The 24,414-nt window shown below is 35.4% G+C and carries 29 protein-coding genes; all 29 read left to right on the plus strand.

The annotated features are described in order from the left end of the window. Positions 1 to 69: 69 nt before the first annotated feature. On the plus strand, positions 70 to 2,142 hold the full coding sequence (gene topA, locus TEPIRE1_RS06035) for a type I DNA topoisomerase (protein WP_013778279.1): 2,073 nt from the start codon (positions 70 to 72) through the stop codon (positions 2,140 to 2,142). Between the two features lie 18 nt (positions 2,143 to 2,160). Further along, positions 2,161 to 3,501, plus strand: a complete 1,341-nt coding sequence (gene trmFO / locus TEPIRE1_RS06040; protein ID WP_013778280.1) for an FADH(2)-oxidizing methylenetetrahydrofolate--tRNA-(uracil(54)-C(5))-methyltransferase TrmFO — start codon at positions 2,161 to 2,163, stop codon at positions 3,499 to 3,501. 76 nt (positions 3,502 to 3,577) lie between these two features. Further along, positions 3,578 to 4,480: a tyrosine recombinase XerC gene (xerC, locus tag TEPIRE1_RS06045; RefSeq protein WP_013778281.1), complete on the plus strand. Its 903-nt coding sequence runs from the start codon at positions 3,578 to 3,580 to the stop codon at positions 4,478 to 4,480. 20 nt (positions 4,481 to 4,500) lie between these two features. After that, the gene (hslV, locus tag TEPIRE1_RS06050; RefSeq protein WP_023211483.1) at positions 4,501 to 5,049 is read left to right on the plus strand and encodes an ATP-dependent protease subunit HslV; all 549 of its coding nucleotides are present in this window, start codon (positions 4,501 to 4,503) and stop codon (positions 5,047 to 5,049) included. 23 nt (positions 5,050 to 5,072) lie between these two features. Then, positions 5,073 to 6,470 carry an ATP-dependent protease ATPase subunit HslU gene (gene hslU / locus TEPIRE1_RS06055; protein WP_013778283.1) on the plus strand — a complete coding sequence of 466 codons (1,398 nt, stop codon included), beginning with the start codon at positions 5,073 to 5,075 and terminating at the stop codon, positions 6,468 to 6,470. A gap of 43 nt (positions 6,471 to 6,513) precedes the next feature. After that, positions 6,514 to 7,299 (plus strand): GTP-sensing pleiotropic transcriptional regulator CodY, encoded by a 786-nt coding sequence (codY, locus tag TEPIRE1_RS06060; protein ID WP_013778284.1) that lies wholly within the window; start codon positions 6,514 to 6,516, stop codon positions 7,297 to 7,299. Positions 7,300 to 7,677: 378 nt separating this feature from the next. Continuing rightward, positions 7,678 to 8,082 carry a flagellar basal body rod protein FlgB gene (gene flgB / locus TEPIRE1_RS06065; RefSeq protein ID WP_013778285.1) on the plus strand — a complete coding sequence of 135 codons (405 nt, stop codon included), beginning with the start codon at positions 7,678 to 7,680 and terminating at the stop codon, positions 8,080 to 8,082. Between the two features lie 3 nt (positions 8,083 to 8,085). Further along, positions 8,086 to 8,517: a flagellar basal body rod protein FlgC gene (gene flgC / locus TEPIRE1_RS06070; protein WP_013778286.1), complete on the plus strand. Its 432-nt coding sequence runs from the start codon at positions 8,086 to 8,088 to the stop codon at positions 8,515 to 8,517. Between the two features lie 22 nt (positions 8,518 to 8,539). Beyond that, on the plus strand, positions 8,540 to 8,827 hold the full coding sequence (fliE, locus tag TEPIRE1_RS06075) for a flagellar hook-basal body complex protein FliE (RefSeq protein WP_013778287.1): 288 nt from the start codon (positions 8,540 to 8,542) through the stop codon (positions 8,825 to 8,827). 21 nt (positions 8,828 to 8,848) lie between these two features. Next, entirely contained in the window at positions 8,849 to 10,408 is a 1,560-nt protein-coding gene (gene fliF / locus TEPIRE1_RS06080; protein ID WP_013778288.1) for a flagellar basal-body MS-ring/collar protein FliF, read from the plus strand. A 12-nt stretch (positions 10,409 to 10,420) separates the two neighbouring features. Then, positions 10,421 to 11,431: a flagellar motor switch protein FliG gene (fliG, locus tag TEPIRE1_RS06085; protein ID WP_013778289.1), complete on the plus strand. Its 1,011-nt coding sequence runs from the start codon at positions 10,421 to 10,423 to the stop codon at positions 11,429 to 11,431. A gap of 58 nt (positions 11,432 to 11,489) precedes the next feature. Further along, a complete protein-coding gene (locus tag TEPIRE1_RS06090) occupies positions 11,490 to 12,188 on the plus strand; it encodes a FliH/SctL family protein (protein WP_158505933.1) in 699 nt (232 codons plus the stop codon). After that, a complete protein-coding gene (gene fliI / locus TEPIRE1_RS06095) occupies positions 12,178 to 13,506 on the plus strand; it encodes a flagellar protein export ATPase FliI (RefSeq protein ID WP_013778291.1) in 1,329 nt (442 codons plus the stop codon). The genes TEPIRE1_RS06090 and fliI overlap by 11 nt, the downstream gene beginning before the upstream one ends. After that, positions 13,503 to 13,973, plus strand: a complete 471-nt coding sequence (gene fliJ, locus TEPIRE1_RS06100; RefSeq protein WP_013778292.1) for a flagellar export protein FliJ — start codon at positions 13,503 to 13,505, stop codon at positions 13,971 to 13,973. The genes fliI and fliJ overlap by 4 nt, the downstream gene beginning before the upstream one ends. Continuing rightward, positions 13,957 to 14,520, plus strand: coding sequence for a MotE family protein (locus tag TEPIRE1_RS06105; protein WP_013778293.1), 564 nt, complete (start codon positions 13,957 to 13,959; stop codon positions 14,518 to 14,520). Before fliJ ends, TEPIRE1_RS06105 begins: the two co-directional genes overlap by 17 nt. A 33-nt stretch (positions 14,521 to 14,553) precedes the next feature. After that, the gene (locus tag TEPIRE1_RS06110) at positions 14,554 to 15,882 is read left to right on the plus strand and encodes a flagellar hook-length control protein FliK (RefSeq protein ID WP_013778294.1); all 1,329 of its coding nucleotides are present in this window, start codon (positions 14,554 to 14,556) and stop codon (positions 15,880 to 15,882) included. A 12-nt stretch (positions 15,883 to 15,894) separates the two neighbouring features. Further along, on the plus strand, positions 15,895 to 16,281 hold the full coding sequence (locus TEPIRE1_RS06115; protein ID WP_013778295.1) for a flagellar hook assembly protein FlgD: 387 nt from the start codon (positions 15,895 to 15,897) through the stop codon (positions 16,279 to 16,281). Between the two features lie 15 nt (positions 16,282 to 16,296). Continuing rightward, positions 16,297 to 16,680, plus strand: coding sequence for a TIGR02530 family flagellar biosynthesis protein (locus tag TEPIRE1_RS06120; RefSeq protein ID WP_013778296.1), 384 nt, complete (start codon positions 16,297 to 16,299; stop codon positions 16,678 to 16,680). A 71-nt stretch (positions 16,681 to 16,751) separates the two neighbouring features. Next, positions 16,752 to 17,990 carry a flagellar hook protein FlgE gene (locus tag TEPIRE1_RS06125; protein WP_015295312.1) on the plus strand — a complete coding sequence of 413 codons (1,239 nt, stop codon included), beginning with the start codon at positions 16,752 to 16,754 and terminating at the stop codon, positions 17,988 to 17,990. A 56-nt stretch (positions 17,991 to 18,046) separates the two neighbouring features. Further along, positions 18,047 to 18,232: a flagellar FlbD family protein gene (locus TEPIRE1_RS06130; RefSeq protein ID WP_013778298.1), complete on the plus strand. Its 186-nt coding sequence runs from the start codon at positions 18,047 to 18,049 to the stop codon at positions 18,230 to 18,232. Between the two features lie 35 nt (positions 18,233 to 18,267). Beyond that, positions 18,268 to 19,068 carry a motility protein A gene (locus TEPIRE1_RS06135; protein ID WP_013778299.1) on the plus strand — a complete coding sequence of 267 codons (801 nt, stop codon included), beginning with the start codon at positions 18,268 to 18,270 and terminating at the stop codon, positions 19,066 to 19,068. After that, entirely contained in the window at positions 19,049 to 19,801 is a 753-nt protein-coding gene (locus TEPIRE1_RS06140) for an OmpA family protein (RefSeq protein WP_081460116.1), read from the plus strand. The genes TEPIRE1_RS06135 and TEPIRE1_RS06140 overlap by 20 nt, the downstream gene beginning before the upstream one ends. A gap of 15 nt (positions 19,802 to 19,816) precedes the next feature. Further along, the gene (locus TEPIRE1_RS06145; protein ID WP_013778301.1) at positions 19,817 to 20,275 is read left to right on the plus strand and encodes a flagellar basal body-associated FliL family protein; all 459 of its coding nucleotides are present in this window, start codon (positions 19,817 to 19,819) and stop codon (positions 20,273 to 20,275) included. Positions 20,276 to 20,294: 19 nt separating this feature from the next. Continuing rightward, positions 20,295 to 21,290 carry a flagellar motor switch protein FliM gene (gene fliM / locus TEPIRE1_RS06150; RefSeq protein WP_013778302.1) on the plus strand — a complete coding sequence of 332 codons (996 nt, stop codon included), beginning with the start codon at positions 20,295 to 20,297 and terminating at the stop codon, positions 21,288 to 21,290. Beyond that, positions 21,283 to 22,413 carry a flagellar motor switch phosphatase FliY gene (gene fliY / locus TEPIRE1_RS06155; protein WP_013778303.1) on the plus strand — a complete coding sequence of 377 codons (1,131 nt, stop codon included), beginning with the start codon at positions 21,283 to 21,285 and terminating at the stop codon, positions 22,411 to 22,413. The genes fliM and fliY overlap by 8 nt, the downstream gene beginning before the upstream one ends. 16 nt (positions 22,414 to 22,429) lie before the next feature. Beyond that, a complete protein-coding gene (locus TEPIRE1_RS06160) occupies positions 22,430 to 22,789 on the plus strand; it encodes a response regulator (RefSeq protein WP_013778304.1) in 360 nt (119 codons plus the stop codon). A gap of 14 nt (positions 22,790 to 22,803) precedes the next feature. Continuing rightward, positions 22,804 to 23,340 carry a FliO/MopB family protein gene (locus TEPIRE1_RS06165; protein WP_013778305.1) on the plus strand — a complete coding sequence of 179 codons (537 nt, stop codon included), beginning with the start codon at positions 22,804 to 22,806 and terminating at the stop codon, positions 23,338 to 23,340. Continuing rightward, positions 23,337 to 24,113: a flagellar type III secretion system pore protein FliP gene (gene fliP / locus TEPIRE1_RS06170; protein WP_013778306.1), complete on the plus strand. Its 777-nt coding sequence runs from the start codon at positions 23,337 to 23,339 to the stop codon at positions 24,111 to 24,113. The genes TEPIRE1_RS06165 and fliP overlap by 4 nt, the downstream gene beginning before the upstream one ends. Positions 24,114 to 24,133: 20 nt before the next feature. Then, positions 24,134 to 24,403: a flagellar biosynthesis protein FliQ gene (gene fliQ / locus TEPIRE1_RS06175; RefSeq protein WP_013778307.1), complete on the plus strand. Its 270-nt coding sequence runs from the start codon at positions 24,134 to 24,136 to the stop codon at positions 24,401 to 24,403. Positions 24,404 to 24,414 lie beyond the last annotated feature (11 nt).

A 24,414-nucleotide genomic window follows, 5' to 3' on the forward strand; every position in this document is an offset into this window, starting at 1 on the left:
TAAAAAGTTATTATAATATGAGAAAGCTATTAATCAACGATAGCTATGATGCGTAAAAGGTGATTTTAAATGGCTAAATCTTTAATTATTGTGGAATCTCCAGCAAAAGCAAAAACCCTAAGTAAGTATTTAGGTAAAAATTACAAAATAGAGGCTTCAATGGGTCATATAAAGGATTTACCGAAGAGTCAACTAGGTATAGATATTGAATCAGGATTTGCGCCTAAATATATTACGATACGAGGTAAAGGCCCACTCCTTAACAATTTAAAAAAAGAGGCCGCAAAAGCCGATAAAATATTATTGGCAACTGACCCGGATAGAGAAGGCGAAGCTATTTCCTGGCACTTAGCAAATGCTTTAGACATATCGGAAAGTGAACCATGCCGTATAGAATTTTATGAGATTACAAAAAATGCTGTTTTAGAATCCCTCAAAAATCCCAGGACTATAAACACAGATTTAGTTGAAGCACAGCAAGCCAGAAGAATCCTAGATAGATTAGTTGGGTATAAGATTAGTCCTATATTGTGGAGAAAAGTAAAATGGGGTCTTAGCGCAGGAAGGGTACAATCAGTTGCTGTTAGAATTATCTGTGATAGAGAAAAAGAAATAAAAGAATTTATTCCCGATGAATATTGGACAATTGATGCTGATTTAAAAGGCGATAAAGATAAAATCAGAGCTCGCCTTCATTCAAAAAATAATAAGAAAATAAAAATTGAAAATAAAGAACAAGCAGATATGATTCTGGAGGAAATAAAGAATAAAACTTTTGAAGTTGCAGAAATAAAGACCAGTGAAAGAAAGAAGATGCCTCCTCTTACTTTTACAACCAGCAGCATGCAACAGGAAGCAGCTCGAAAGCTTGGATTTACAGCTAAAAAAACCATGATGATTGCACAGCAATTATACGAGGGTTTAGATATCAAAGGAGAAGGTGCAGTAGGATTAATAACTTATATGAGAACGGATTCTACAAGAATATCTGAACAAGCTAAGAAGGAAGCGGCGGAATATATAGGATATAACTATGGCAAGGAATATTTAGGAAGTGGGTATACGGCACGCAAAAACAATAAAAAAAATGTGCAAGATGCTCATGAAGGTATTAGACCTACATCAGTAATAAGAACACCCGAAAAGGTAAAAGACTCACTTACAAAGGACCAATATAAATTGTATAAGCTTATATGGGATAGATTTGTTAGTAGTCAAATGGCAGCTGCTGTATATGATACAGTATCTGTTAGTATTAAGGCGGGAGAATATATTTTCAAAGTTTCAGGTTCAACTGTTAAATTTCCGGGCTTTATGTTATTATATACAGAAGGTTCTGATGAAGATTCTGAAAAAGACGACAGCAAAATTCCGCAATTAAAAGAAGGTCAGGTTCTCAAGTTACTAAAATTACTTCCGGAACAACATTTTACACAACCACCACCCAGATATACCGAAGCTATGTTGGTAAAGGTTCTTGAAGAGAAGGGTATAGGCAGGCCTAGCACTTATGCACCTACTATTGATGTCATACAAAAGCGCGGATATGTGGAAAAAGAAAAAGGACGTTTTAAACCGACAGAACTAGGGGAAATCGTAGTACAAATTTTACAAGAATTTTTCAGCGATATAGTAGATATAGATTTCACGGCAGAAATGGAAGAAAAACTGGATAAAATCGAGTCGGGTCATCAGAAACGTCAGGAACTGCTTGAATCATTTTATACTTCTTTTGAAAAAAAATTAAAAATCGCTGAACAAGAATTAAAAAAGGTTAAAATTGAAGATGAAATAAGCGATGAAAAGTGCGAGTTTTGTGGAAGAAACATGGTTATAAAGAATGGAAGATACGGTAAATTTTTAGCATGTCCGGGATTTCCGGAATGCAAAAACACGAAACCTATTATAACCGAAATTGGAGTGAAATGCCCCCAATGCGGTGGTAATCTTATAGTAAGAAAATCTAAACGAGGAAGAACTTTTTATGGTTGCTCTAATTATCCCAATTGTAAATTTGTATCTTGGAATAAACCGAGCGATAAACCTTGTCCAAAATGCGGAGCTTTAATGGTAATAAAGAAAACAAAAAATGGAGAACATAAAGTTTGTACTAATAAAGAGTGCGGCTATAAGTCAAAATAGGATGTATGAGGTGAACCCATGGAACGTGTTAACGTGATCGGAGGTGGTCTAGCCGGCTGTGAAGCGGCATGGCACCTGGCACAAAATGGGATTAAAGTAAATCTGTTTGAAATGAGACCGATAAAAACAACTCCGGCTCATCTTACTGATAAGCTGGCGGAATTGGTATGCAGTAATTCACTCCGTTCCAATGAAATTACCAATGCAGCCGGGTTGTTAAAACAAGAAATGAGGGCAATGGGCTCAATTATCATGAAAGTTGCAGATATGACGAGTATTCCTGCCGGCTCTGCATTGGCTGTAGATAGGGAATTATTTTCCTCAAAAGTAACTGAACTAATAAAAAATCATCCTAATATAGAGTTTCATATAAAAGAAATATGCGAGATACCACCCACCCCTGCGATTATTGCTACGGGTCCTCTTACCTCTGAAGGCATGTCAACAGCTCTTGCCGAACTGTTAAAAAAAGAATATCTTTATTTTTATGATGCTGCGGCTCCGATTATTACTGGCGAATCACTTGATTGGGATAAAGCCTTTTGGGGTTCAAGATATAATAAAGGTGAAGCTGATTATGTAAATCTACCATTTACCCATGATGAATATGATACTTTTTATAATGAACTGATTAATGCAGAAACCTATCCTTTGAAAGAATTTGAAAAACCGATTTTTTTCGAAGGTTGCATGCCCGTAGAAGTAATGGCTAAACGTGGGTATAAAACCTTACTTTTTGGTCCTTTGAAACCTGTAGGCATATTTGACCCTGCTACAGGAAAACAGCCCTATGCTGTTGCGCAATTGAGAAAAGAAAATGCCGAAGGCACATTATTTAATATGGTTGGCTTTCAAACCAGTTTAAAATGGGGAGAACAAAAAAGGGTATTCGGCCTTATTCCCGGAATGGGAAAGGCTGAATTTGTGCGTTATGGTTTCATACACAGAAATACGTTTATAGCAAGCCCCCTTTATTTAAAACCGACTCTAGAATTTAAGGCTTTACGTGGACTGTTTTTTGCCGGTCAGATAACGGGGGTTGAAGGATATATCGAATCAGCAGCTTCCGGAATTGTCGCAGGAATAAATATGAAAAGGTTTATTAGAAAAGTAGGTCCCATTGCTTTACCACTTGAAACCATGACCGGTGCTTTGTTAAATTTTATAACATCTTCCAGTCCTGAAAATTTTCAACCCATGAAAGCGAATTTTGGTATTTTACCTCCATTACAAAATGATATAAAATCAAGTAAATTAAAGAAAATCCTCTTAAGTCAAAGAGCTTTAGATTCAATTAGACAATTTATTGAATATGAAAAAGTTTTTTCAAAAGAAAATAACAAGACAATATATAAATAATTTAGAATTTAATCTTGCATTAATTAAAATGTTATGGTAGTATATTAAATGTTATTAGTTGAGAGGTTTTAGACTTATGGATGAAGCATTGATAGACAGTTTTATAGATTACTTGAGGGCAACGAAAACTGCATCACAGAATACAATTAAAGCATACAGTGAGGACCTTTCTCAGTTTCTTGAATATTTAAAACAGAAAAAACTATCTGAACCGATTCTTGTTAATGCAACCCATTTGCATATTAGAGGCTTTTTAGCATACCTACAAGAAAAAAAGATTTCAAAAAGAACTGCAGCAAGAAAGCTCTCTGCACTAAGAAGTTTTTATAAGTATTTAGTAGTTGAGGGTTTTGTTCAAGAAAATATAGCAAAATCAATTAGCACACCCAAAACATCAAAAAAACTTCCACTTTTTTTATATCCTGGAGAAATCGAAGTGCTTCTTTCGGCACCTAAAAATGATGTTTTAGGCATTAGAGATAAAGCAATTATGGAACTTTTGTATGCAACTGGAATGAGAGTGGGAGAATTGGTTTTGCTAAAAACTAGCGATATAAATTTCGGTTCTAATTATATAATTGTTTTTGGCAAAGGCTCAAAAGAGCGAGTTGTTTTTTTTGGGCAAAAGGCTGAGGAAAGTTTAGAGAAGTATTTAAAAGAGAGTAGGCCATTTTTAACAAAAGATATTAATTGTGATAGTTTGTTTCTCAATAAAAACGGGACAGCAATTTCTGCTAGAAGTATTAGGAGAATTATCGATAAATATGTAAAAATTGCTACACTGAACAGTGAAGTCAGTCCTCATACACTAAGACATACTTTTGCTACGCATATGCTTAACAATGGTGCAGACCTAAAAACGGTTCAAGAACTATTGGGACATTCAAGCCTATCTACAACGCAAATTTATACACATGTAACAAAAGAAAGATTGAAGGAAGTATATGATAAAACTTTCCCTCATAATAAAATTAACTGAAGATGTGAAAGGGGATTAAGATGTTTTCGGCGACAACTATTTTAGCGATGGTAAATGAAAAAGGTGCTGCTATTGCCGGAGACGGACAGGTTACCTTTGGACAAAATACTATAATGAAGCATCATGCAAAAAAGGTGAGGAAAATATATAATGGTGAGGTTTTAGCTGGCTTTGCCGGATCTGTGGCTGATGCAATTACCCTTTTTGAAAAATATGAAGATAAGCTTGAAGAAACTCATGGTAATCTTGAAAAAGCTGCAGTTGAGCTTGCTAAAGAATGGCGTAAGGATAAAATGTTGCAAAAATTAGAGGCATTGCTAATTACTGCAGATAAAGGGCATATATTAGTTATTTCTGGTAATGGCGAGGTTATCGAACCGGATGATGGGATAGCAGCCATAGGTTCAGGAGGTTCTTATGCTTTAGCTGCAGCCAGAGCATTAAATCGCTATTCAGACCTGCCTGCACAAAAAATAGTTGAGGAATCTTTAAAGATCGCATCGGAGATATGTGTTTACACTAATAATTTGGAAAATCTAACACCAAAAAAAAATTATAGAAGAGCTTAATAAGTACATTGTAGGGCAAGAAGATGGAAAATCTAACACCAAAAAAAATTATAGAAGAGCTTAATAAGTACATTGTAGGGCAAGAAGATGCAAAAAAATCAGTTGCTATAGCTCTTAGAAATAGATATAGGCGACAAATGCTTTCCGATGAGATAAAAGACGAAGTAATTCCCAAGAATATTTTAATGATAGGGCCTACTGGTGTAGGTAAGACAGAAATAGCCAGACGGCTTGCAAAACTTGTAAATGCCCCTTTTGTAAAAGTTGAAGCAACCAAATTTACCGAAGTAGGCTATGTAGGCAGAGATGTAGACTCTATGGTAAGGGATTTAGTAGAAACATCTATAAGAATGGTAAAAACCGAAAAAATAGAGGCTGTTAAAGATAAAGCAGCAGAACTTGCTAATCAAAAAATTGCAGCTATACTATGCCCGATCCCTACAAAAACAGTTTCTGTAAATCCTTTTGAAACAATCTTTGGCAGCTCAAAACAGAATTATTCTACTGATAACGAAGAAATGTATACACAAAAAGTAAAAACTGCAAGAGAAAATCAGAAAGAAATCTTGGAGAAAGTAAAAAATGGAAGTCTAGATAAAGAATTAGTAGAAATTGAGATTGAAGATAATTTACCTTCTATGTTTGAAATATTTTCTGCATCTGGCATGGAAGAAATAGGAATTAATTTTCAAGATATGTTTGAAGGCCTTTTTCCGAAGCGTAAAAAAAAGTGCACTGTCACCATCGAGAACGCACGGCGAATTTTGACACAAGAGGAAGCACAAAAACTGATAGATATGGATGAGGTAATAAATGAGTCTATTCGGAAAGCTGAAGATTCAGGTATAATATTTATAGATGAAATCGATAAAATTGCCGGTAAAGAATCCTATGGTCAGGATGTTTCCAGAGAAGGTGTTCAAAGAGATATATTGCCTATTATAGAAGGTTCTACTGTAGTTACAAAATATGGTCCCATAAAGACTGATCATATATTATTTATAGCTGCAGGAGCTTTTCATGTATCGAAGCCATCTGATTTGATACCTGAACTTCAAGGCCGCTTTCCTATTAGAGTTGAACTGAAAAGTTTGACTGAAGAGGATTTAAAGAAGATTTTAACCGAGCCTAAAAATTCATTAATTAAGCAATATACTGCATTGCTTGAAACCGAAGGTATAAAAATCAGTTTTTCCGAAGATGCTATTGATGAAATAGTAAAAGTGGCAGTACATGTCAATCATGAATCTGAAAACATAGGAGCAAGACGACTTCATACAATTATGGAAAAACTACTTGAGGATATTTCTTTCAATGCACCTGATTTATTACAAAGTCAAATAATAATCGATAGAGATTATGTCAATCAAAAGTTAAAAAATATTGTTAAAGACAAAGACCTCAGTATGTATATTTTATAAAAAACATAAAAGTAAAATGTATTAAAAATTAGGAGGAATTTAAATGAGTGAAAGCTTATTAGAAAAAACAAGAAGGATTAACAAACTTTTACAGAGATCGGCGGGATATCCCGTAGATTTCAATGATGTATGTAAAACATTAGGTGAGGTATTATCGTCAAACACATATGTAGCTAGTCGTAAGGGGAAAATATTGGGATACCATTTACTGGAAGATTATGAATGTGATACCGTAGAAGAACAAATTTTAGAAGATAAAATGCTTCCTAAAGAGTATAATGATAAGCTGCTGGATATTCATGAAACAAAACCCAATATAACCAAAGATTCTCCAGAAGCAATGTTTTTTAACGAAACAGAAGATTCCTGTCCGGATAAATTTATGACAATAGTTCCTATTAACGGTGGCGGAGAAAGGCTTGGTACATTGGTGTTGTCAAGGTTTAAAAAAGAATTTACAGAAGAAGATTTAGTGCTTGCAGAATACAGTGCAACTGTAGTAGGGATGGAAATCCTCAGATCAAAAAGTGATGAAATAGAAGAAGAGGCTAGAAAAAAAGCCGTAGTTCAGTTAGCAATAGGAACCCTATCCTTTTCAGAGTTAGAAGCTGTTGAACACATTTTTGAAGAATTAGATGGCAGTGAAGGCCTTTTGGTTGCCAGCAAAATAGCTGACAGGGTAGGAATTACCAGATCAGTAATTGTAAATGCACTGAGAAAACTCGAAAGTGCCGGAGTTATTGAATCTCGCTCGCTTGGCATGAAGGGCACTTACATAAAGATTCTAAACGATAAACTCTTGGAAGAATTAAAAAAGGTAAGAGGCTAGACTCGATACTTTCTCAGTAAGATCAATTTTGCAACAGGCTTTTTGAGTATTCGTGAATATTTAAGACTTTAAATAAAAAAAGCGGCAATTGCTGCTTTTTTTTATTTGGTATGCAGGGTTTTGTTGTTTTATGTCAAATATTAAATGTAGGCTTGGTTCTGTGTAAAAAATAGAAAAAAATACCTAATATTTAATATTTCAAGGAGGATTTTGCCGTTTTTTGTCTAATATATATTCTATATGCACGAATAAGCAATAAATTCCATAATAACCAAAAAACTTACAATTTATAATTGACTTATTGTTAGATTTTGGCTCGTGATAGCTTATAAATAAGTAAAAATTTTACACAAAGTAAATATAGGAAGGTGGTAAGGCTTGACAGATTTGTTTAGCAATATAGACGTAATGGAAAAACTATTAGATGTAAAATTAAAGAGATACGAGTTAATTTCCAATAATTTAGCTAACGTTGATACACCTGGCTACAAAAGGATGGGTATGTCTTTCGAGGAAATACTGATGAACAGCTTGAATCAGCGTACCATTCCACTTGCTGCCACAAATGATAAACATATCGATCCAAGAAAAAAATTAGAAGATATAAAGCCAAAAATATATCGTCAAGAAGACTATAGCTTTCGAAATGATGAAAATAATGTAGATATCGACAAAGAGATGGTGGAAATGATAAAAAATAATTTTTCCTATAATATTATATCTGATCAAATTATAACAAACCTTAAAATTCTTCAAACTGCTATTAGCGAAGGAGGGAAGTAAGTCATGGGATTTTTTAATTCCCTGGATATCAGTGCTTCAGGGCTGACTGCGCAGAGGCTTCGACTTGACACGATCTCAAACAATATTGCTAATGCAAACACAACTCGAACTGAAGAAGGAGGTCCTTTTCAAAGAGAAAGAGTTGTCTTTCAAGAACGCAACACAACTGGCTCTTTTTCTAATTACCTTGATCAGCAAAAACCTGCAGGGGTAAGGGTGGTAGCGATAGAAAAAGATACTGCACCATTTAAGGCTTTATATGATCCAACACACCCGGATGCTGATCCGTCAGGATATGTGATGCTTCCCAATGTAAATATTGTTACTGAAATGGTAGATATGATATCTGCTACCAGGAGTTATGAGGCTAATGTAACTGCTATTAATTCGGCAAAAAGCATGATGAGCAAGGCTCTCGAAATTAGTAAGATATAATGGTTCGAAAGGAGACAGACCATTGAAAATAGAAGTTGATAATACAAGAGATATAAATAACAATTTCGAGGCATTAAAGACTCAAGGGGATAAATCGTTTGGCAAAATATTTAGTGATGTGTTAGAATCGGCTAATACATATCAAAAGGAATATGAATCTCTGCTTGGCCGTGAGGTTTTCAGCGATGAGATTGACCTACATAATGTTCTTATTGCCGGTGAAAAAGCCAAAATTTCACTTGAGCTTACTTTACAAATACGTAATAAAGCTATGGAAGCTTATCAAGAAATTATGAGAATGCAGATATAGTGGTAGGCTGGGTGTAACGTAATGGATTATTTTCAAAAATTAAAGCACCAAGTTGTTGAATTTTGGCAAAGCAGGGATAGGGCACAAAAAGTAAAGATCATAGTTTCTGTGATAGTTGTTATTGTAATTTTAGGTATAATGTTATACCTTATAAGTCGACCGAAATATGTACCGCTTTATACAAATCTGGATATAAGCGATGCCGGAGAAATTGTCAAGAAACTTGATGATCTAAATATATCATATGAACTTGAAGACGGAGGGAAAACCATATTAGTAGATCCGGAACAAAAATATAAGACCAGGTTGACCTTAGCGCAGGAAGGTCTGCCTAAAAGTAATTCATCTGGATTTGACGAAATGTTCAATAAAACACGGCTTGGCACCACCGACTGGGAAAGACAAGTGCAATACAATCAAGCATTACAAGGGGAACTTACTAAGGCCATAGAGATGATGGAGTCAGTTGAATCGGCCAGAGTGTATATTGTTCAACAGGAAAAATCTTTGTTTATAGAACCGGATTCAAATTATGAGCCATCTGCAGCGATTTTCTTAGAAGTTAAACCCGGTGCTCAGATGACTAAAGAAGAAATAATGGGCATAATTAATCTTGTTACTTACTCAGTCAAAAATATGAAACAGGAAAATGTGGTGGTGGTGGATCAATACGGCAAAACGCTTTCCAACGCAGCTATTTCGCAATCTGAAGATAATGAAGAACTAATAAATAATCAGCTGGTTATTCAGGATAATTTTCAAAATCAGCTTCAAGCTAGCGTTCAGTCATTACTTGAACAAATCTTTGGCCCAGGTAATGTAGCCGTGAGAGTTAATGCTAAACTTAATTTTGACAAAAAAATTGTGCAAAACAAGTTATTTGCTCCTGTTAATGAAGAAACCGGCGAGGGAATAGTTAGAAGTATTCAAGAATTAAAGGAGCATTTCAGCGGTACAGGAGGTGCCTACGGAGGGACTCCCGGAGTTGACTCAAATGTACCTGGATATAACCAGACTCAAACCGGTGAGTCGGAACAGCAAAGGTCCGAAGTTATAAGAAACTTTGAGATAAACGAAACCAACGAAAATCTTACGGTAGCACCCGGAGCTGTTGATAAACTAACCGTTTCAGTGGTTATAAATCAGGAATTAAATGATGCTGAAAAAGATTCAATTACCCAAGTGGTTGGCAATGCTATTGGTTATGATCCTGAAAGAGATCAGATTTCTATAGAAGGTATGGAGTTTAAAAATGATATGGCTAAGTTTTTTGCGGATGAAATGGCACGTCAGCAAAAAGAGCAGGCACGTATGAGGAATATTAAAATTGCCGGACTTATTTTATCAATTATTTTGGCATTTATCATAATTCGAATGTTTTTAAATCGTAGGAAAGCAATAAGTGAAGAAGAAAAGATTTCAGAAGAGATGTTAGCGATGCAGCAGGCAGCAGCTACTCAAACGCAGGACGAATCGCAAGAGATTAAAGAGAGTAGTTTTTATGATAAAATAGAGAAACTTGCACGTAGAAAACCTGAGGAAGTTGCCAAGGTGCTTAAAACCTGGCTCAAAGAAGATTAGAGGTGTATTTTCATGGCACAGCAAACTAAATTAACAAGTAAGCAGAAAGCAGCTATTTTAATAGTTTCTTTGGGCCCGGAAATAGCTGCCAATGTCTATCGATTTTTAAACGAAGAAGATATTGAGCAGCTGACGCTTGAAATAGCCAATATGAGAAAAATATCCAATGAAGAAAAAAACGAAGTAATGGAAGAATTTTATCAAATGTTACTCGCCCAAAACTTCATAACAGAAGGTGGAATAGATTACGCAAAAGAGGTACTGGAGAAAGCCTTAGGCACTCAAAAAGCTCTCGAAATTATTAACCGTCTTACATCAACACTCCAAGTTAGACCTTTTGATTTTGTTAGAAAGGCTGATCCGTCTCAATTGATGAATTTTTTACAGAATGAGAACTCTCAAACCATAGCTCTTATAATGACATACTTAGATCCTGAACAAGCGGCTTCCTTTCTTTCATCATTACCACCTGAAAAGCAAGTAGATATTGCACGGCGTGTGGCTACCATGGACAGAACTTCGCCTGATATAATTATGGAAGTTGAAAGGGTTTTAGAAAGGCAGATAGCCTCAGTTGTAACAGAGGATTATACAAACGTAGGCGGAATTCAGGCTGTTGTTAATATTTTAAATAATGTGGACAGAGGCACGGAAAAGAATATTATTGAAGCATTGGAAACAGATAATCCAGATTTAGCCGAGGAAATACGACGCCGTATGTTTGTATTTGAAGATATTCTTGCTTTGGACAATCGTGCGATACAGCGTACTCTTCGTGAAGTTGATAATCGTGACTTGACATTGGCATTAAAAGGAGCTAGTGAGGAAGTGAAAAAGAGAATCTTTGAGAATATGTCTAAACGTCAAGCTGAAATGGTAAATGAGGATATGGAATATATGGGCCCTGTTAGACTAAGAGATGTGGAAGAGGCTCAACAGAAAATTGTAAATATTATCAGAAAATTAGAAGATGCAGGTGAAATCGTCATTTCTCGCGGCGGAGGTGATGAAATCATTGTCTAATGTTTTTAAGCGTGTTGCCTTTGAGAAAGAAAATCCTATAAAGCTTAAGGAATATTATTTGACAACAAAAAAAAACAATAAAGAATATAATAAAGAAATTATAAATGGGTCTGATCTAACTTATGAAAAACTTTATGACGACAAAGCCAAGCAATTGTTGGACGAGGCCTTCTCGAAAGCTCGAGAAATTATTGAAAAATCAAAAGCAGAAGCAGCAGAGCTTATCTCTAGAGCCCATGCAGAAAAAGAAAAGATCGAGAAAGATGCTTACGATAAAGGATATATGGAAGGTATTGAAACCGCTCTAAAAGATCAGCAAGTAAAATGGAGCGAACATGTAAAAGAATTGACTGAAACCTTACAAGAACTTAATCAACAGAATAATTTATACAGAAAACATCTTGAAAAGGAATGCTTGAAATTATCACTAGCTGTTGCAGAAAAAGTATTATGTAAAAAAATTCAGGAGAACGATAATGCTTATTTCCTGGATTTAATAAGAAACGGTATGGAAAAAGCAGGTGAGGAGAAAAATATTTTAATTCGTGTTTCAGAAAATGATTTTGAGAGAGTAAAGCTCATGATTTCAGATTTAAAAGATGAACTTAAAAAAACTACCATAATAAAAGATCCCTTTTTATCCTCAGGCGATTGTATCATAGAGGGACCGCATTTTGAGATCGATGCCGGAGTACATACTCAGATAGAAAATATTAGGTTAGCATTAAGGGAATTGGAAGTAATAGATGATGCATAAAAATAACTTTGACTACGTTTATTCTCTTTTGGATGATATAATCACTATAAAACCAAAAGGCAGAATATCTAAGATTGTTGGCCTTACGATTGAGTCTGAAGGTCCTCCGGCGGAGCTGGGTGAGATTTGTATAATAAAATCTCCTAAAAATCCAAAGTCTATTTTTTCAGAAGTAGTAGGTTTTCGCGATGAAATCGTAATTTTGATGCCGTTAGGCGATATGGAAGATCTTGGTCCAGGGTGGGATGTTGAAGCTACAGGAAAAAAAATGACGACTCCAGTCGGTGATGAGCTTTTAGGAAGAGTGCTGGACGGTTTAGGTAATCCTATTGATGACAAGGGGCCTTTAAAGGCAAAATTGCACTACCCAGTTTCTAATAATCCACCTAATCCGGTTGAACGTCCAATAATCAGTGAACCGCTTCCCGTCGGAGTTAGGGCCATTGACGCATTATTAACCTGTGGCATAGGCCAAAGACTTGGAATTTTTGCAGGAAGCGGCGTAGGAAAAAGCACGCTTTTAGGTATGATTGCCCGAAATACAAAGGCTGATGTTAATGTGATAGCTTTAGTAGGTGAAAGGGGACGGGAATTAAACTCTTTTATAACAAAAGACTTGGGAGAAGAAGGTGTAAAAAGGTCTGTCATAGTAGTAGCTACTTCCGATAAGCCACCATTGGTAAGGACTCGGGCAGCTTTTACCGCAACTGCAATAGCGGAATATTTTAGGGATCAAGGAGCAAATGTACTATTAATGATGGACTCAATAACAAGATTTGCTATGGCTCAAAGGGAGGTTGGCTTAGCAGCAGGTGAACCTCCAGTAACCAGAGGATACACTCCTTCGGTTTATGCAACCCTTCCAAAACTTTTAGAAAGGGCAGGAACATCTGCGAAGGGTTCAATAACCGGGATCTATACGGTTTTAGTCGATGGCGACGATTTAAATGAACCTATCTCAGATGCGGTTCGAGGCATTTTAGACGGTCATATAGTTTTGTCAAGAGAACTTGCAAACAAGAATCACTATCCTGCCATAGATGTAATGGCAAGCATAAGCAGACTTATGAATGATATTGTTACTCCAAATCACCGGAAACTGGCAGGCAGAGTAAAAAACATACTTTCAGTTTATAAAGAAGCAGAAGACCTGATAAACATAGGGGCATATGTAAAAGGCAATAATCCTCAGATTGATGAATCGATAAAGTATATCGATAAAATAGAAAACTTCTTGAAACAGGAAGTGGAAGAAAAAATTAACTTTGAACAGACCATAAATGCATTAGAAAGAATATTTGAGGATGAAGAATTATGAAGAAGTTTTACTTTAGATTAGAGACTCCTTTAAGAATAAAACAGCTTAAAGAAAAAACGGAAAAACAAAAACTTGCTGAGGCGGTTATTAAAAAGAATAAAGAGGAAAAACATTTGGTTCAATTGGAACGGTCAAAAAAAAAGGTATGGGAAGGAATTGAAAAAAAACTATCTAATTCAGTTGAAACGAGGGTATTATCAGATTATAGCATGTATGCTTCTCATATGACATCCCAAATTGATGAACAAAAGATGGCTGTCAAACAAGCTCATGATATTTATGAAAAAAGGAGACTTTCCTATTTAGCTCATAGAAAAGAAAAGCAAATCTTCGAAAAGATTAAAGAAAAAAAATATGTCGATTATAATAAGAAAGTAAATAATGAAGAACAAAAAATTAGTGACGAGGTTGCTAATATAAATTATAGTCGTTTAGAGAGGAATACACCTGATGAAAAATATTTTTAGCGGCAAAACTATTATCATACTTGGAATAATAATAGTTTTAATTATTGTAGCAATTTGCCTTCTTTGCTTTAAATTCTATGATTTTAATAGATTACATCCCTCGGTAAAAGCTGTTTTTTCCAAGCTTCCCATTTTGAAAAATAAAGTAGACTCTGAACAATTTAGCGAAATACAAGAAGATGATAAAATCCTTGAAGAGGAAAAAGAGAGAATAGAAGACGAATGGTTAGAAATAGAAAAACAAAAGCAGGAAATAAAAAATAAAGAATCGGAGCTGCTTAAAAAACAAGCAGAGCTTGAAGCTCTGGAGCAAGAACTTGAAGTTGCTAAGGGAAAGCTGGAAACGCAAATGGAAAGTATTAAAGACTTAGCTCAGTACTATGAACTGATGGAAGCAAGAAATGCTGCTAAGATTTTAGAAAATATAGAAGATGATTTCTTAATACAGCTATTTCAGAACATGAAAAAAGAAACCGTTTCTGAAATCTTATCAAACCTTGATCCACAAAAAGCCGCTTCAATTACTAAAAAAATGAGCGGCCTATAAATAAACTATTATTATAGAAAGGGGGTGATAAACATGGAAATGGTATTGCAAGCTTTTGAAGTGGCGTGTGACTCGGTTAATAACTTCAATGAAAACAAACCGAACACCAGTAAAAGCTCAAAAAACTTTGAAGATCATCTCGAAGGTATAAGAAAAATAATTGAAAAAGACTTGAATGCTGATGATAAGGATAGCAAGATGCAAGAAAACAATGCTTTCTTGATACAGTTATTAAATTTGTTAAATATTAATGTTCAAATCGAGGATTTGCAAGCAGCAGTTAACGGCCAATTGCCCGATGCAGATATAAATCTTAATGCAGATTTGGCCAACCTTTATACTAATACAGAATTTCACCAAAATAAGTTAATTCAATGCTGGCAAGAAATATTACAAGAATTCAGTATAAACGGTGATGTGACACAAGATACTGCCGAAATATTCTATTTGGCAATGAAAAAGGCTTTTCCAACAAATATGCCGGAAATGGATTCAAAAGAAGTGCATACTTTGCTCAATGAGATGCTTACAAATACTAAGCCGGAAATAGAGCAAACCGAAGACCTCGCAAGGTATAGTAATGGTGACAAGTTTATCTGGGAGTATAATTCATCAACGCCTAATTTATTAGTCCAGGACAAGCATGAAAAGAGTAGTCTTGAAAAGTTCGATATTCACAATTTAATAGATAAAGAAGAAAATAGTTCACCTACTACTTATGTCAGGGATAATAATGTTGAAAAAGTTTTTGGAGATGAACATGGTTTAAACAACGATTTACGAAACAATCAGATTATGTATGATGATAAAAATACGGTAGAATCACTATATTTGGATGCTGCTAACACCTCTATAAAGGAATCAACCGTTGCTTTGCAGGACGATAAAATTAGTCCAGCTTCATTTTCCGCGGAAAACAGCCAAACCACCGAGATATTAAATCAATTGGTGGACAAGATGCACTTTGCTTTAGAAGGCGAAACCCAACAGGTGAGCATCAGGCTGAAACCGGATTATCTTGGTAGTGTATTAATCAAAGTATTCACAGATAAAGATAAGTTGAAAGCAGAGCTTTTTGTAGAAAATACACAAGTAAGGGATATACTAAAACTCCATGCTATAGACTTTCAACATCAAATTAAGCAACAAGGATATAGTGTTTCAGAAATAAATGTATATAAGTTGTCGGATGAATTGGAAATGGGAGCATTCAATCAGCAGTCAAATAGCAACAGCAGTTATAATAAATCCAAAGGCGTACGAAGTATTTTTAACAAACAAGAACCAGAAAATCGAGAGGTTCTGATACAGGACTACTATGATCAATGGGGAAATGTCAGCAGAATAAACTATAAAGTATGAGGATGTGATATTGTGTCTATAATCAATACTGACTATTATTACACAGCAAACCAAGAACAGAAACTGGGAACAACAAATTTGGATAAAGATGACTTTCTAAAGCTTCTGGTTACCCAATTGAGGTATCAAGATCCGTTAGAGCCCATGGACAACAATGAGTATATCGCTCAACTGGCTCAATTTAGTTCCTTAGAGCAAATGCAAAATCTTAATATACAAATGGCCAGCCTTTCCGCTATAAGCACAATAGGTAAAACAGCAAAAGCTGTAGTTGAGCAAAATGAAGTTGAGGGCACTATAAAAGGGATTGCCTTTGATAGAGGAAGTGTAAACTTGATAATTAGCAATGAAGATAGTGAAGTAAAGGTACCTATTGAAAATGTGGCTGAGATAAGATAAAAGAGGTGGGGGCAGATGCAGGATTATTCTAAAATACAATCCGGAAAGAATATTGGTATTTCACCGATTTCAACAGGGGTAAAAAAGCTACAAACGATTCCTGAAAAAGGCTTTGATCAAATTCTTCAGCAAAAGATAGAAGATAAAGAACTTAAAATATCGCAGCATGCTCAAATGCGTATGAATATGCGAAACATCAAGTTGACAAAAGATCAAAAGGAAATGATTAATAATGCGGTAGATAAAGCTGAGCAAAAGGGTGTAAGAGAATCGCTCATATTAATGAATGATATGGCTTTTGTTGTTAGTATAAAAAACCGAACAGTAATTACAGCTATGAATGGAGACAGCGTAAAAGAGAATGTGTTTACAAATATAGACGGTGCCGTAATTTTATAAGCCGGACCGTAAGGAGGCTTCAGCTCCGGACTGACTGAAGGAGTAGGCACTAAAAATAAGGAGGAGTTTTTATGATGCGGTCAATGTTTTCTGGGGTAACAGGCCTCAGAAATCATCAGGTAAAAATGGACGTTATAGGAAATAACATTGCAAATGTTAATACAGTCGGATTTAAAAAAAGCAGAGTTACATTTCAGGATACCTTAAGTCAAACTATGCGCGGAGCAGCATCGCCCCAAGGAAATCGCGGCGGTACTAATCCAATGCAGGTAGGACTAGGCATGACAATTGCATCGATTGATACCATACACTCACCAAGCAGTGCTGAATATACCGGTAACATGACTGATTTATCCATTGAAGGTGACGGATACTTTATTGTTGGCGACGGCCTCGATATGTTCTATACTAGAGCAGGAAACTTTGGATTCGACGAAAACGGCAACCTGATAAATACTGCTAACGGCCTTAAAGTCATGGGCTGGCAGGATACGGAAAAGCATGAAGTTCCTGCGGATAAATCACCACAGTCAATTCGAAGCATAGAAATCAGGAAAGGCATGATGATCCCTGCGTCAGCAACGACTGAAATCAATTTCGCAAAAAACCTTAATGCTGAAACAGAAAATAATGGAACATATTCACTGCCATTTAAAGTATACGATTCTCTGGGATGTGCTCATAACTTAACAATTGAATTTACCAAAACAAATGCTAATGAATGGAATTACAATATCACTTTCACCGATAGCAATGTTACTAATATAGCCAATAATACTGGAACAATAACATTTGACAACGATGGTAACTGTAACATTCCTGCGGGAGGAACAATGACATTTGATCTTGCTAATGGAGCTGACAATATGTCAATTAGCATAGATTTTTCAGGTACTACACAATATGCCAAGGAAACAAATGTTGATCTTTCCTATCAAAACGGGTACCCCGCAGGAACTCTGACGGATGTTACCACTGATACTACCGGAGTTATAACCGGTATCTTTGACAATGGTTATAATAGGCAGTTAGCACAAGTGGCTCTTGCAAATTTTGATAACCCAGCAGGCCTGATAAAAGCCGGACAAAATATGTACCGCTACTCGAATAACTCCGGAGAACCGCAGATCGGTGAAAGCGGTACCGGCGGACGAGGTGCTATTGCTCCTGGGTATTTGGAAATGTCTAATGTAGATCTTTCTGAAGAGTTTACTCAAATGATAATAACACAAAGAGGTTTTCAAGCTAATTCGCGTATAATTACAACATCTGATGAAATGCTTCAAGAATTGGTTAATCTCAAGAGATAAGATTAAAATAACCGGGCTTGATAAAAGTCAAGCCCGGAAATGAGGTGTCAAATAGTATGATCGAACTGACTAGGCTAAACGGCACGAAATTTGTTTTAAATGCCGAATTGATTGAAAGTGTAGAATCTACGCCAGACACCGTCGTAACATTAACCACAGATAAGAAACTTGTAGTTTTAGAGAAAAAAGACGAGATTATCAATAAAGTTATACAATACAAAAAACGTATTTTTTTGCAGTAAAACTTGTAAAATTTTGAAGGGATGTGCAGCAAAGAATGGATTTAGCTACGATAATCGGTATTATAAGTGGCATTATATTGTTTATGTGGGCCATTTTTATGGGCGGAACATTAATGGCATTCATAGATATCCCTTCTGCTATGATAGTATTTGGCGGTACTATAGCAGCCACATTAGTCAACTATCCTTTCTCAAAATTCACCAGTCTAATGAAAATCATAAGGATTGTATTTACTGAAAAACCTATTGATGCAGGTGATGTAATAAGAACCATTATAGCCCTTGCCGAAACTGCCCGCCGAGAAGGACTGCTTGCACTCGAAGATGCTGCTTATCAATTAAAAGATGATTTTATGCAAAAGGGTATATTGCTGATTGTCGATGGTACGGATCCCGAGCTGGTAAAAAATATAATGGAAACCGAACTTGCTTTTTTAGAGGAAAGGCATAGCGAAGGACAGGGAATTTTGGAAACAATGGGTGCACTAGCTCCGGCTTTTGGTTTAATAGGAACAATTATTGGGCTTATAAATATGTTGAAAAACCTGGATAGCCCTGAATTAATAGGCCCAGGAATGTCAGTAGCTCTGGTTACTACGTTTTACGGTTCATTAGTTGCAAATTTATTTTTTATACCCATGGCCGGAAAGCTTAAAGTGCGAAGCCGCGAAGAAATACTCATTAAGGAAGTAATGATAGAGGGCATGCTTTCCATACAAGCCGGTGAAAACCCAAGAATTATTGAGGAAAAATTAAAGGCATTTTTGGCGCCTGCTAGCAGAAAGCATGTGAACTCAAATAAAGATATTGAAAGCGGTGAAGATATTGCCTGGTAGCAGACGGCGAAGTAATAAAAATGATAAACAAGCAGCAGGTGCTCCTGCATGGATGACTACTTACGGTGATTTAATCACACAAGTTCTTATATTCTTCGTGCTGCTGTTTTCACTTTCAAGTGTTGACCAAAAGAAATTTGACATGGCGATGCTTTCACTGCAAGGTTCATTAGGGATAATCGAAGGCGGTATGACTTTAAGCGAAGGAGATTTTATCGAAGCAGGAGATGCAGGAAGTTTTCTGATTTCTGCAGAGGAACAAAGGGAATTTGAGTTATTAGAAGAAAAAATTCAAAAAATCATAGACGAAGATAATATAGGTGGTGTCCAAGTTAATTTAGATGAGCGTGGGCTGGTTGTAAGATTTGTCGAGGGAGTTTTGTTTGATTCCGGCAAAGCGGATATAAGGAATGATGCAAAAGAAATTCTGGATAAACTTGCGCCATTGCTTATCGAAAGCCACAGACAAATAAGAATTGAAGGTCATACGGACAACTTACCCATACATACAAGTGAATTTCCTTCAAACTGGGAATTATCAACTGCAAGAGCCGTAAATGTTGTAAAATATATGATAGAAAGGCATAACTTATCCCCATATATTATATCGGCTGCAGGTTATAGTGAATATAGACCGATAGCTCCCAATGATTCGGAAAAAAACAGGGCTTTGAATCGACGCGTGGACATTATAATTTTAAAATCCGCATCTGAAGCAGAGGAACCTAAGTAAAGGAGGATAATAAGTTTGGCAACACAGAATAACCCAGAAAAAAAGGATAAGAGCAAATTTCAAAACCTGATAATGATTATATTGCTTTTATTTGTTTTAATGTTGCTAACTAGTGGAGTTGCATATTTTGTAGCAAAAAACATAGCCGGCAACAATAAAACAGTTGTAGAACAATCCAAAAGTAACATAACCTATGATGCAGGAGAATTTCTTACAAATTTATCCGATAAGGGATATATAAGATTGTCTTTGGTTTATCTATTAAATAGTAAAGACGTGGAAAATGAACTTAAATTAAAAGAAAGCGAAATAAGAGATAAAATTTTTGTAATACTTAGATCTGAGACCTATGATTCAATTAAGGATAGTGAAGGTATGGAGAATTTAAGAAAAAAAATTAAGGAGTCCTTAAACCAAATTCTGACTAATGGAAGTATTGTCGATGTATACTTTACAAGCATTATTGTAAATTAAGTGGGTGGAGGCGGATATATTGTCTGATATACTTTCTCAAAATGAAATAGATGCTCTTCTGTCAGCCCTGTCCACTGGAGAAGTAAAAGCAGAAGAAATCAAAAGCAAAGAATTGGATAAAAAAGTCAAACCATATGATTTTAAACGTCCAAATAAATTCTCAAAAGAGCAGCTGCACACATTAAGCATGATACATGAAAATTTTGCTCGTTTATTGACTACTTACCTTTCTGCACAATTACGGACTGTTGTTCAAATAAATGTATTTTTTGTGGAGCAGATGACATATAATGAGTTTATTTTTTCTATACCTAATCCTTCGCTTATTGCTGTTGTAGATTTTTCACCATTAAAAGGTGCTGCTATAATGGAGATAAATCCATCCATTGCTTTTTCAATTATCGATAGGCTGTTGGGAGGACCAGGAGAATATAGCGGAAAATTACGAGAACCTACAGAAATTGAAACCGGTATAATTGAAAAAGTTTTTAGTAAAATGACCAGAATATTAAGTGATGCATGGAAAGATATCGCAGATATTCAAACAACTTTGGAAAAGCTTGAAACGAATTCTCAATTTGTGCAGTTAGTTTCTCCTAATGAAGCAGTTGCCTTAATTACGTTTAATGCTAAAGTTGGCAACAGTGAAGGTATGATTAATATTTGCATACCTCATATTGTATTGGAACCCATAATACCTAAATTATCTACTAGAATATGGTTGTCTACCAGTAAGCAAGAACAAGCAGAGACAACAAAACAATTCATAACGGAAAAAGTTTACGATACTAAAACAGAAATTAGAGCAGAGCTTGGCCGAACCCTTATAACCGTTGGTGAATTTATTAATCTTGCAACCGGAGATGTGATAGCATTGAATAAAAATATAAAAGATGGTGCGGATATTTTCATTAAAGACAAATTAAAATTCTCAGGTTCGATTGGCGTTCATCGTAATAAAATGGCAATTAAAATACAAAAAAAGTTTGGAGAGGGGGGCGAATTTAATGGATGATCAGTTGCTGTCATCTGAAGAAATTAAGGAACTTATGAATGGAGCAGCAGAAAATGTTCAAATAACAAGAGAAGAAATGGATGCATTAGGTGAAATTGGAAATATATCTATTGGAACTTCGGCTACGACATTATATTCTTTATTGAGAAATAAAGTGGTTATTACCACTCCAAAAGTTTATATAACAAATATTAAAAAATTAAAAGAAGCTTATCCGATACCGTTTATCAGCATTGAAGTTTCCTATACAAAGGGCCTTAATGGCAGCACTTTAATGATAATGAAGGAAGATGACGCAAAAATTATAGCAGATCTTATGATGGGGGGTGACGGGAGTAATGTTGATGTAGAATTAGATGACATTAGAATGAGTGCTGTAGGAGAAGCAATGAATCAAATGATGGGATCTGCAGCAACTTCATTATCTATAATGCTTAAAAAAGATATTAATATATCACCTCCACGTGTGACTAGGATAAATTTAGCTACAGATTCTTTAAAAGGATATTTTGATGAAGATGAAGATATAGTAACTATCTCTTTTAAAATGGAAGTTGGTGACTTTTTAAAAAGTGAAATAATGCAATTGATGCCGATTCCTTTTGCAAAAAGCTTAGTGGAACAACTTTATACCCTCTCCTTAAGTGAAACAACGACTAACACTGACAGCATAAATAATGAAAAAATTAATGAAGAACCAAAACAAATACATAGTGAGCAGACTTCGGTTCGAAATATAACAGAGCAAGAAGCTGTTTTAACTATGCCCCAAAAAGAACCTTTAAAATCAGCACAAAATGCTGAAGTTACAGTAAAGCCCGTGGAGTTTCACACATTTAAAGAAGAGCCGACTGCTGCTCAAAGCTCAAGTCTTAATTTGATACTGGATGTTCCATTGGAAGTCACTGTCGAATTGGGAAGAACAGAAAAGACCATAAAGGAAATTTTAGAAATATCTTCCGGGACCATTATAGAGTTAGATAAAATGGCTGGAGAACCGGCCGATATTTTAGTTAATGGAAAATTGGTAGCTAAAGGCGAAGTTGTGGTAATAGATGAAAACTTCGGGGTAAGAATAACAGAAATAATTAACTCTGTTGATAGGGTTAAGAGTTTACAGTAATAGGAGGATGAGTTTAATGGGAGGAATATTAATAGTAGATGATGCTGCCTTTATGAGGATGATGATCAAAGACATACTTACCAAAAACGGTTATGAAGTTTCCGGTGAGGCTGAAAACGGAGCGGTAGCAGTTAAAATGTATGATGAGCTAAAGCCAGATCTTGTAATTATGGATATTACAATGCCGGAGATGGATGGTATCGAAGCTGTAAAAAAGATAAAGGCAATGGACTCTTCAGCAAAAATAATAATGTGTTCAGCTATGGGGCAGCAAGCAATGGTAATTGATGCGATACAAGCAGGAGCCAGAGACTTTGTAGTAAAACCATTTCAGCCAGAACGAGTACTCGAAGCAGTAAAAAAGGCTCTGAGCTAAAAGAAGGTTTTTCGATGAGAAAGTACATGATATGCTTAAGTATATTAGTTGTATATTTTATGTTTTTTACAGGAATCCAAATATTTGCAGAGCCTATCAATATTGACAACATTAAAAATTATGATATTGATACTCCTGAAGATATTATTTATAAAAGTCCATCTACAATTACAAATGTTATGACATTTTTAATTTATCTAATATTTTTCATTGCTATTTCTTTACTAGCATATTTTACTGTCAGATGGATAGGTAAGCACCAAATGAGGCTAATAATAAAAAGCAAATATATGGAGGTTGTCGACAGTTTATCACTTGGTGGTGAGAAAGGTATCTATATTGTAAATACGCCGCAGGGTATGTTGATACTTGGTGTAACAAAAGAAAGTGTGGATTTACTTGAAAAAATTGGACACGAGGAAGCAGAGTTAATAAGAGCTGCTGAGGCAAATCAAGAAAGCCATGACAGGGCTTTTGCAGTACATTTAAACAATTATTTCAATAAACTTAAAGGCAGTTCAGACAAAATAGGTAGTGGTGGACCAAAATGAAAATTAATAAGAATACTGTAATAAAAATGACTTATACAAGTTTATGCTTAATGTGCTACGAGAAAATTGTATACGCAGCTCCACAAGACATTCCAATACCAGTTCCATCATTCCCTTTTATAAAGCAGGCTGAAACTACCGGTGAAACTGCTATGGCCTTACAAATAGTTCTACTGCTTACCATATTATCCTTAGCGCCTTCAATACTTACATTGTTGACTTCTTTTACTCGAACAATAATCGTGCTTTCATTTGTTAGAAATGGGTTGGGGGTTCAACAAGTTCCGCCTACTCAGGTTTTAATAGGTCTTGCTTTGTTTATCACTGTATTTGTAATGGCACCTGTTTGGACCGAGATAAATAGTGAAGCTATACAACCATACATGAATCAAGAAATTGATACTTCTGAAGCTTTACGGAGGTCTCAGATTCCTTTACGCAACTTTATGTTTAGACAGACAAGGGAAAAAGACTTGGCTCTTTTTGTACATTATGCAAAACTTGAAACCCCATTAAATACACTTGATGATATACCTACATATGTACTGATTCCCTCGTTTATAATTAGTGAATTAAAAACTGCTTTTCAAATGGGTTTTATAATATTTATACCTTTTTTAGTGATAGATATGATAGTATCCAGCACACTTATGTCAATGGGAATGCTGATGCTACCTCCAATAATGATCTCTTTACCTTTTAAGATATTGCTATTTGTCATGGTAGACGGATGGAATTTAGTTATTAATTCAATTCTTGCAGGGTTTCACTAAGCATTTAAGGATGTGAAGAAATGACTCAAGAGATGGTTATATATATAGCTCGAGAAGCACTTTCAGTGGCTTTACTTGTTTCAGCTCCTATGTTGTTGCTTGGCATGCTTGTCGGAATTATTGTCAGCATTTTTCAGGCTACAACACAAATACAGGAGCAAACCCTTACATTTGTACCAAAAATCATTGTAGTTATGTTTTCAATGGTTATATTCGGTCCATGGATGTTGACAATTATAACGCAGTTTACATATAATCTTTTTTCTGATCTTCCTAAATTTATATATTAAGTCAGGTTAAT

The sequence above is a fragment of the Tepidanaerobacter acetatoxydans Re1 genome, from assembly GCF_000328765.2.
Classification (GTDB): Bacteria; Bacillota; Thermosediminibacteria; order Thermosediminibacterales; family Tepidanaerobacteraceae; genus Tepidanaerobacter; species Tepidanaerobacter acetatoxydans.

Excerpts from the sequence above, each read along its gene's own strand:
- topA (WP_013778279.1), top strand. The coding sequence starts at position 70 with ATGGCTAAATCTTTAATTATTGTGGAATCTCCAGCAAAAGCAAAAACC.
- trmFO (WP_013778280.1), top strand. The coding sequence starts at position 2,161 with ATGGAACGTGTTAACGTGATCGGAGGTGGTCTAGCCGGCTGTGAAGCG.
- xerC (WP_013778281.1), top strand. The coding sequence starts at position 3,578 with ATGGATGAAGCATTGATAGACAGTTTTATAGATTACTTGAGGGCAACG.
- hslV (WP_023211483.1), top strand. The coding sequence starts at position 4,501 with ATGTTTTCGGCGACAACTATTTTAGCGATGGTAAATGAAAAAGGTGCT.
- hslU (WP_013778283.1), top strand. The coding sequence starts at position 5,073 with ATGGAAAATCTAACACCAAAAAAAATTATAGAAGAGCTTAATAAGTAC.
- codY (WP_013778284.1), top strand. The coding sequence starts at position 6,514 with ATGAGTGAAAGCTTATTAGAAAAAACAAGAAGGATTAACAAACTTTTA.
- flgC (WP_013778286.1), top strand. The coding sequence starts at position 8,086 with ATGGGATTTTTTAATTCCCTGGATATCAGTGCTTCAGGGCTGACTGCG.
- fliF (WP_013778288.1), top strand. The coding sequence starts at position 8,849 with ATGGATTATTTTCAAAAATTAAAGCACCAAGTTGTTGAATTTTGGCAA.
- fliG (WP_013778289.1), top strand. The coding sequence starts at position 10,421 with ATGGCACAGCAAACTAAATTAACAAGTAAGCAGAAAGCAGCTATTTTA.
- fliI (WP_013778291.1), top strand. The coding sequence starts at position 12,178 with ATGATGCATAAAAATAACTTTGACTACGTTTATTCTCTTTTGGATGAT.
- fliJ (WP_013778292.1), top strand. The coding sequence starts at position 13,503 with ATGAAGAAGTTTTACTTTAGATTAGAGACTCCTTTAAGAATAAAACAG.
- TEPIRE1_RS06105 (WP_013778293.1), top strand. The coding sequence starts at position 13,957 with ATGAAAAATATTTTTAGCGGCAAAACTATTATCATACTTGGAATAATA.
- TEPIRE1_RS06110 (WP_013778294.1), top strand. The coding sequence starts at position 14,554 with ATGGAAATGGTATTGCAAGCTTTTGAAGTGGCGTGTGACTCGGTTAAT.
- TEPIRE1_RS06120 (WP_013778296.1), top strand. The coding sequence starts at position 16,297 with ATGCAGGATTATTCTAAAATACAATCCGGAAAGAATATTGGTATTTCA.
- TEPIRE1_RS06125 (WP_015295312.1), top strand. The coding sequence starts at position 16,752 with ATGATGCGGTCAATGTTTTCTGGGGTAACAGGCCTCAGAAATCATCAG.
- TEPIRE1_RS06130 (WP_013778298.1), top strand. The coding sequence starts at position 18,047 with ATGATCGAACTGACTAGGCTAAACGGCACGAAATTTGTTTTAAATGCC.
- TEPIRE1_RS06135 (WP_013778299.1), top strand. The coding sequence starts at position 18,268 with ATGGATTTAGCTACGATAATCGGTATTATAAGTGGCATTATATTGTTT.
- fliY (WP_013778303.1), top strand. The coding sequence starts at position 21,283 with ATGGATGATCAGTTGCTGTCATCTGAAGAAATTAAGGAACTTATGAAT.
- TEPIRE1_RS06160 (WP_013778304.1), top strand. The coding sequence starts at position 22,430 with ATGGGAGGAATATTAATAGTAGATGATGCTGCCTTTATGAGGATGATG.
- TEPIRE1_RS06165 (WP_013778305.1), top strand. The coding sequence starts at position 22,804 with ATGAGAAAGTACATGATATGCTTAAGTATATTAGTTGTATATTTTATG.
- fliP (WP_013778306.1), top strand. The coding sequence starts at position 23,337 with ATGAAAATTAATAAGAATACTGTAATAAAAATGACTTATACAAGTTTA.
- fliQ (WP_013778307.1), top strand. The coding sequence starts at position 24,134 with ATGACTCAAGAGATGGTTATATATATAGCTCGAGAAGCACTTTCAGTG.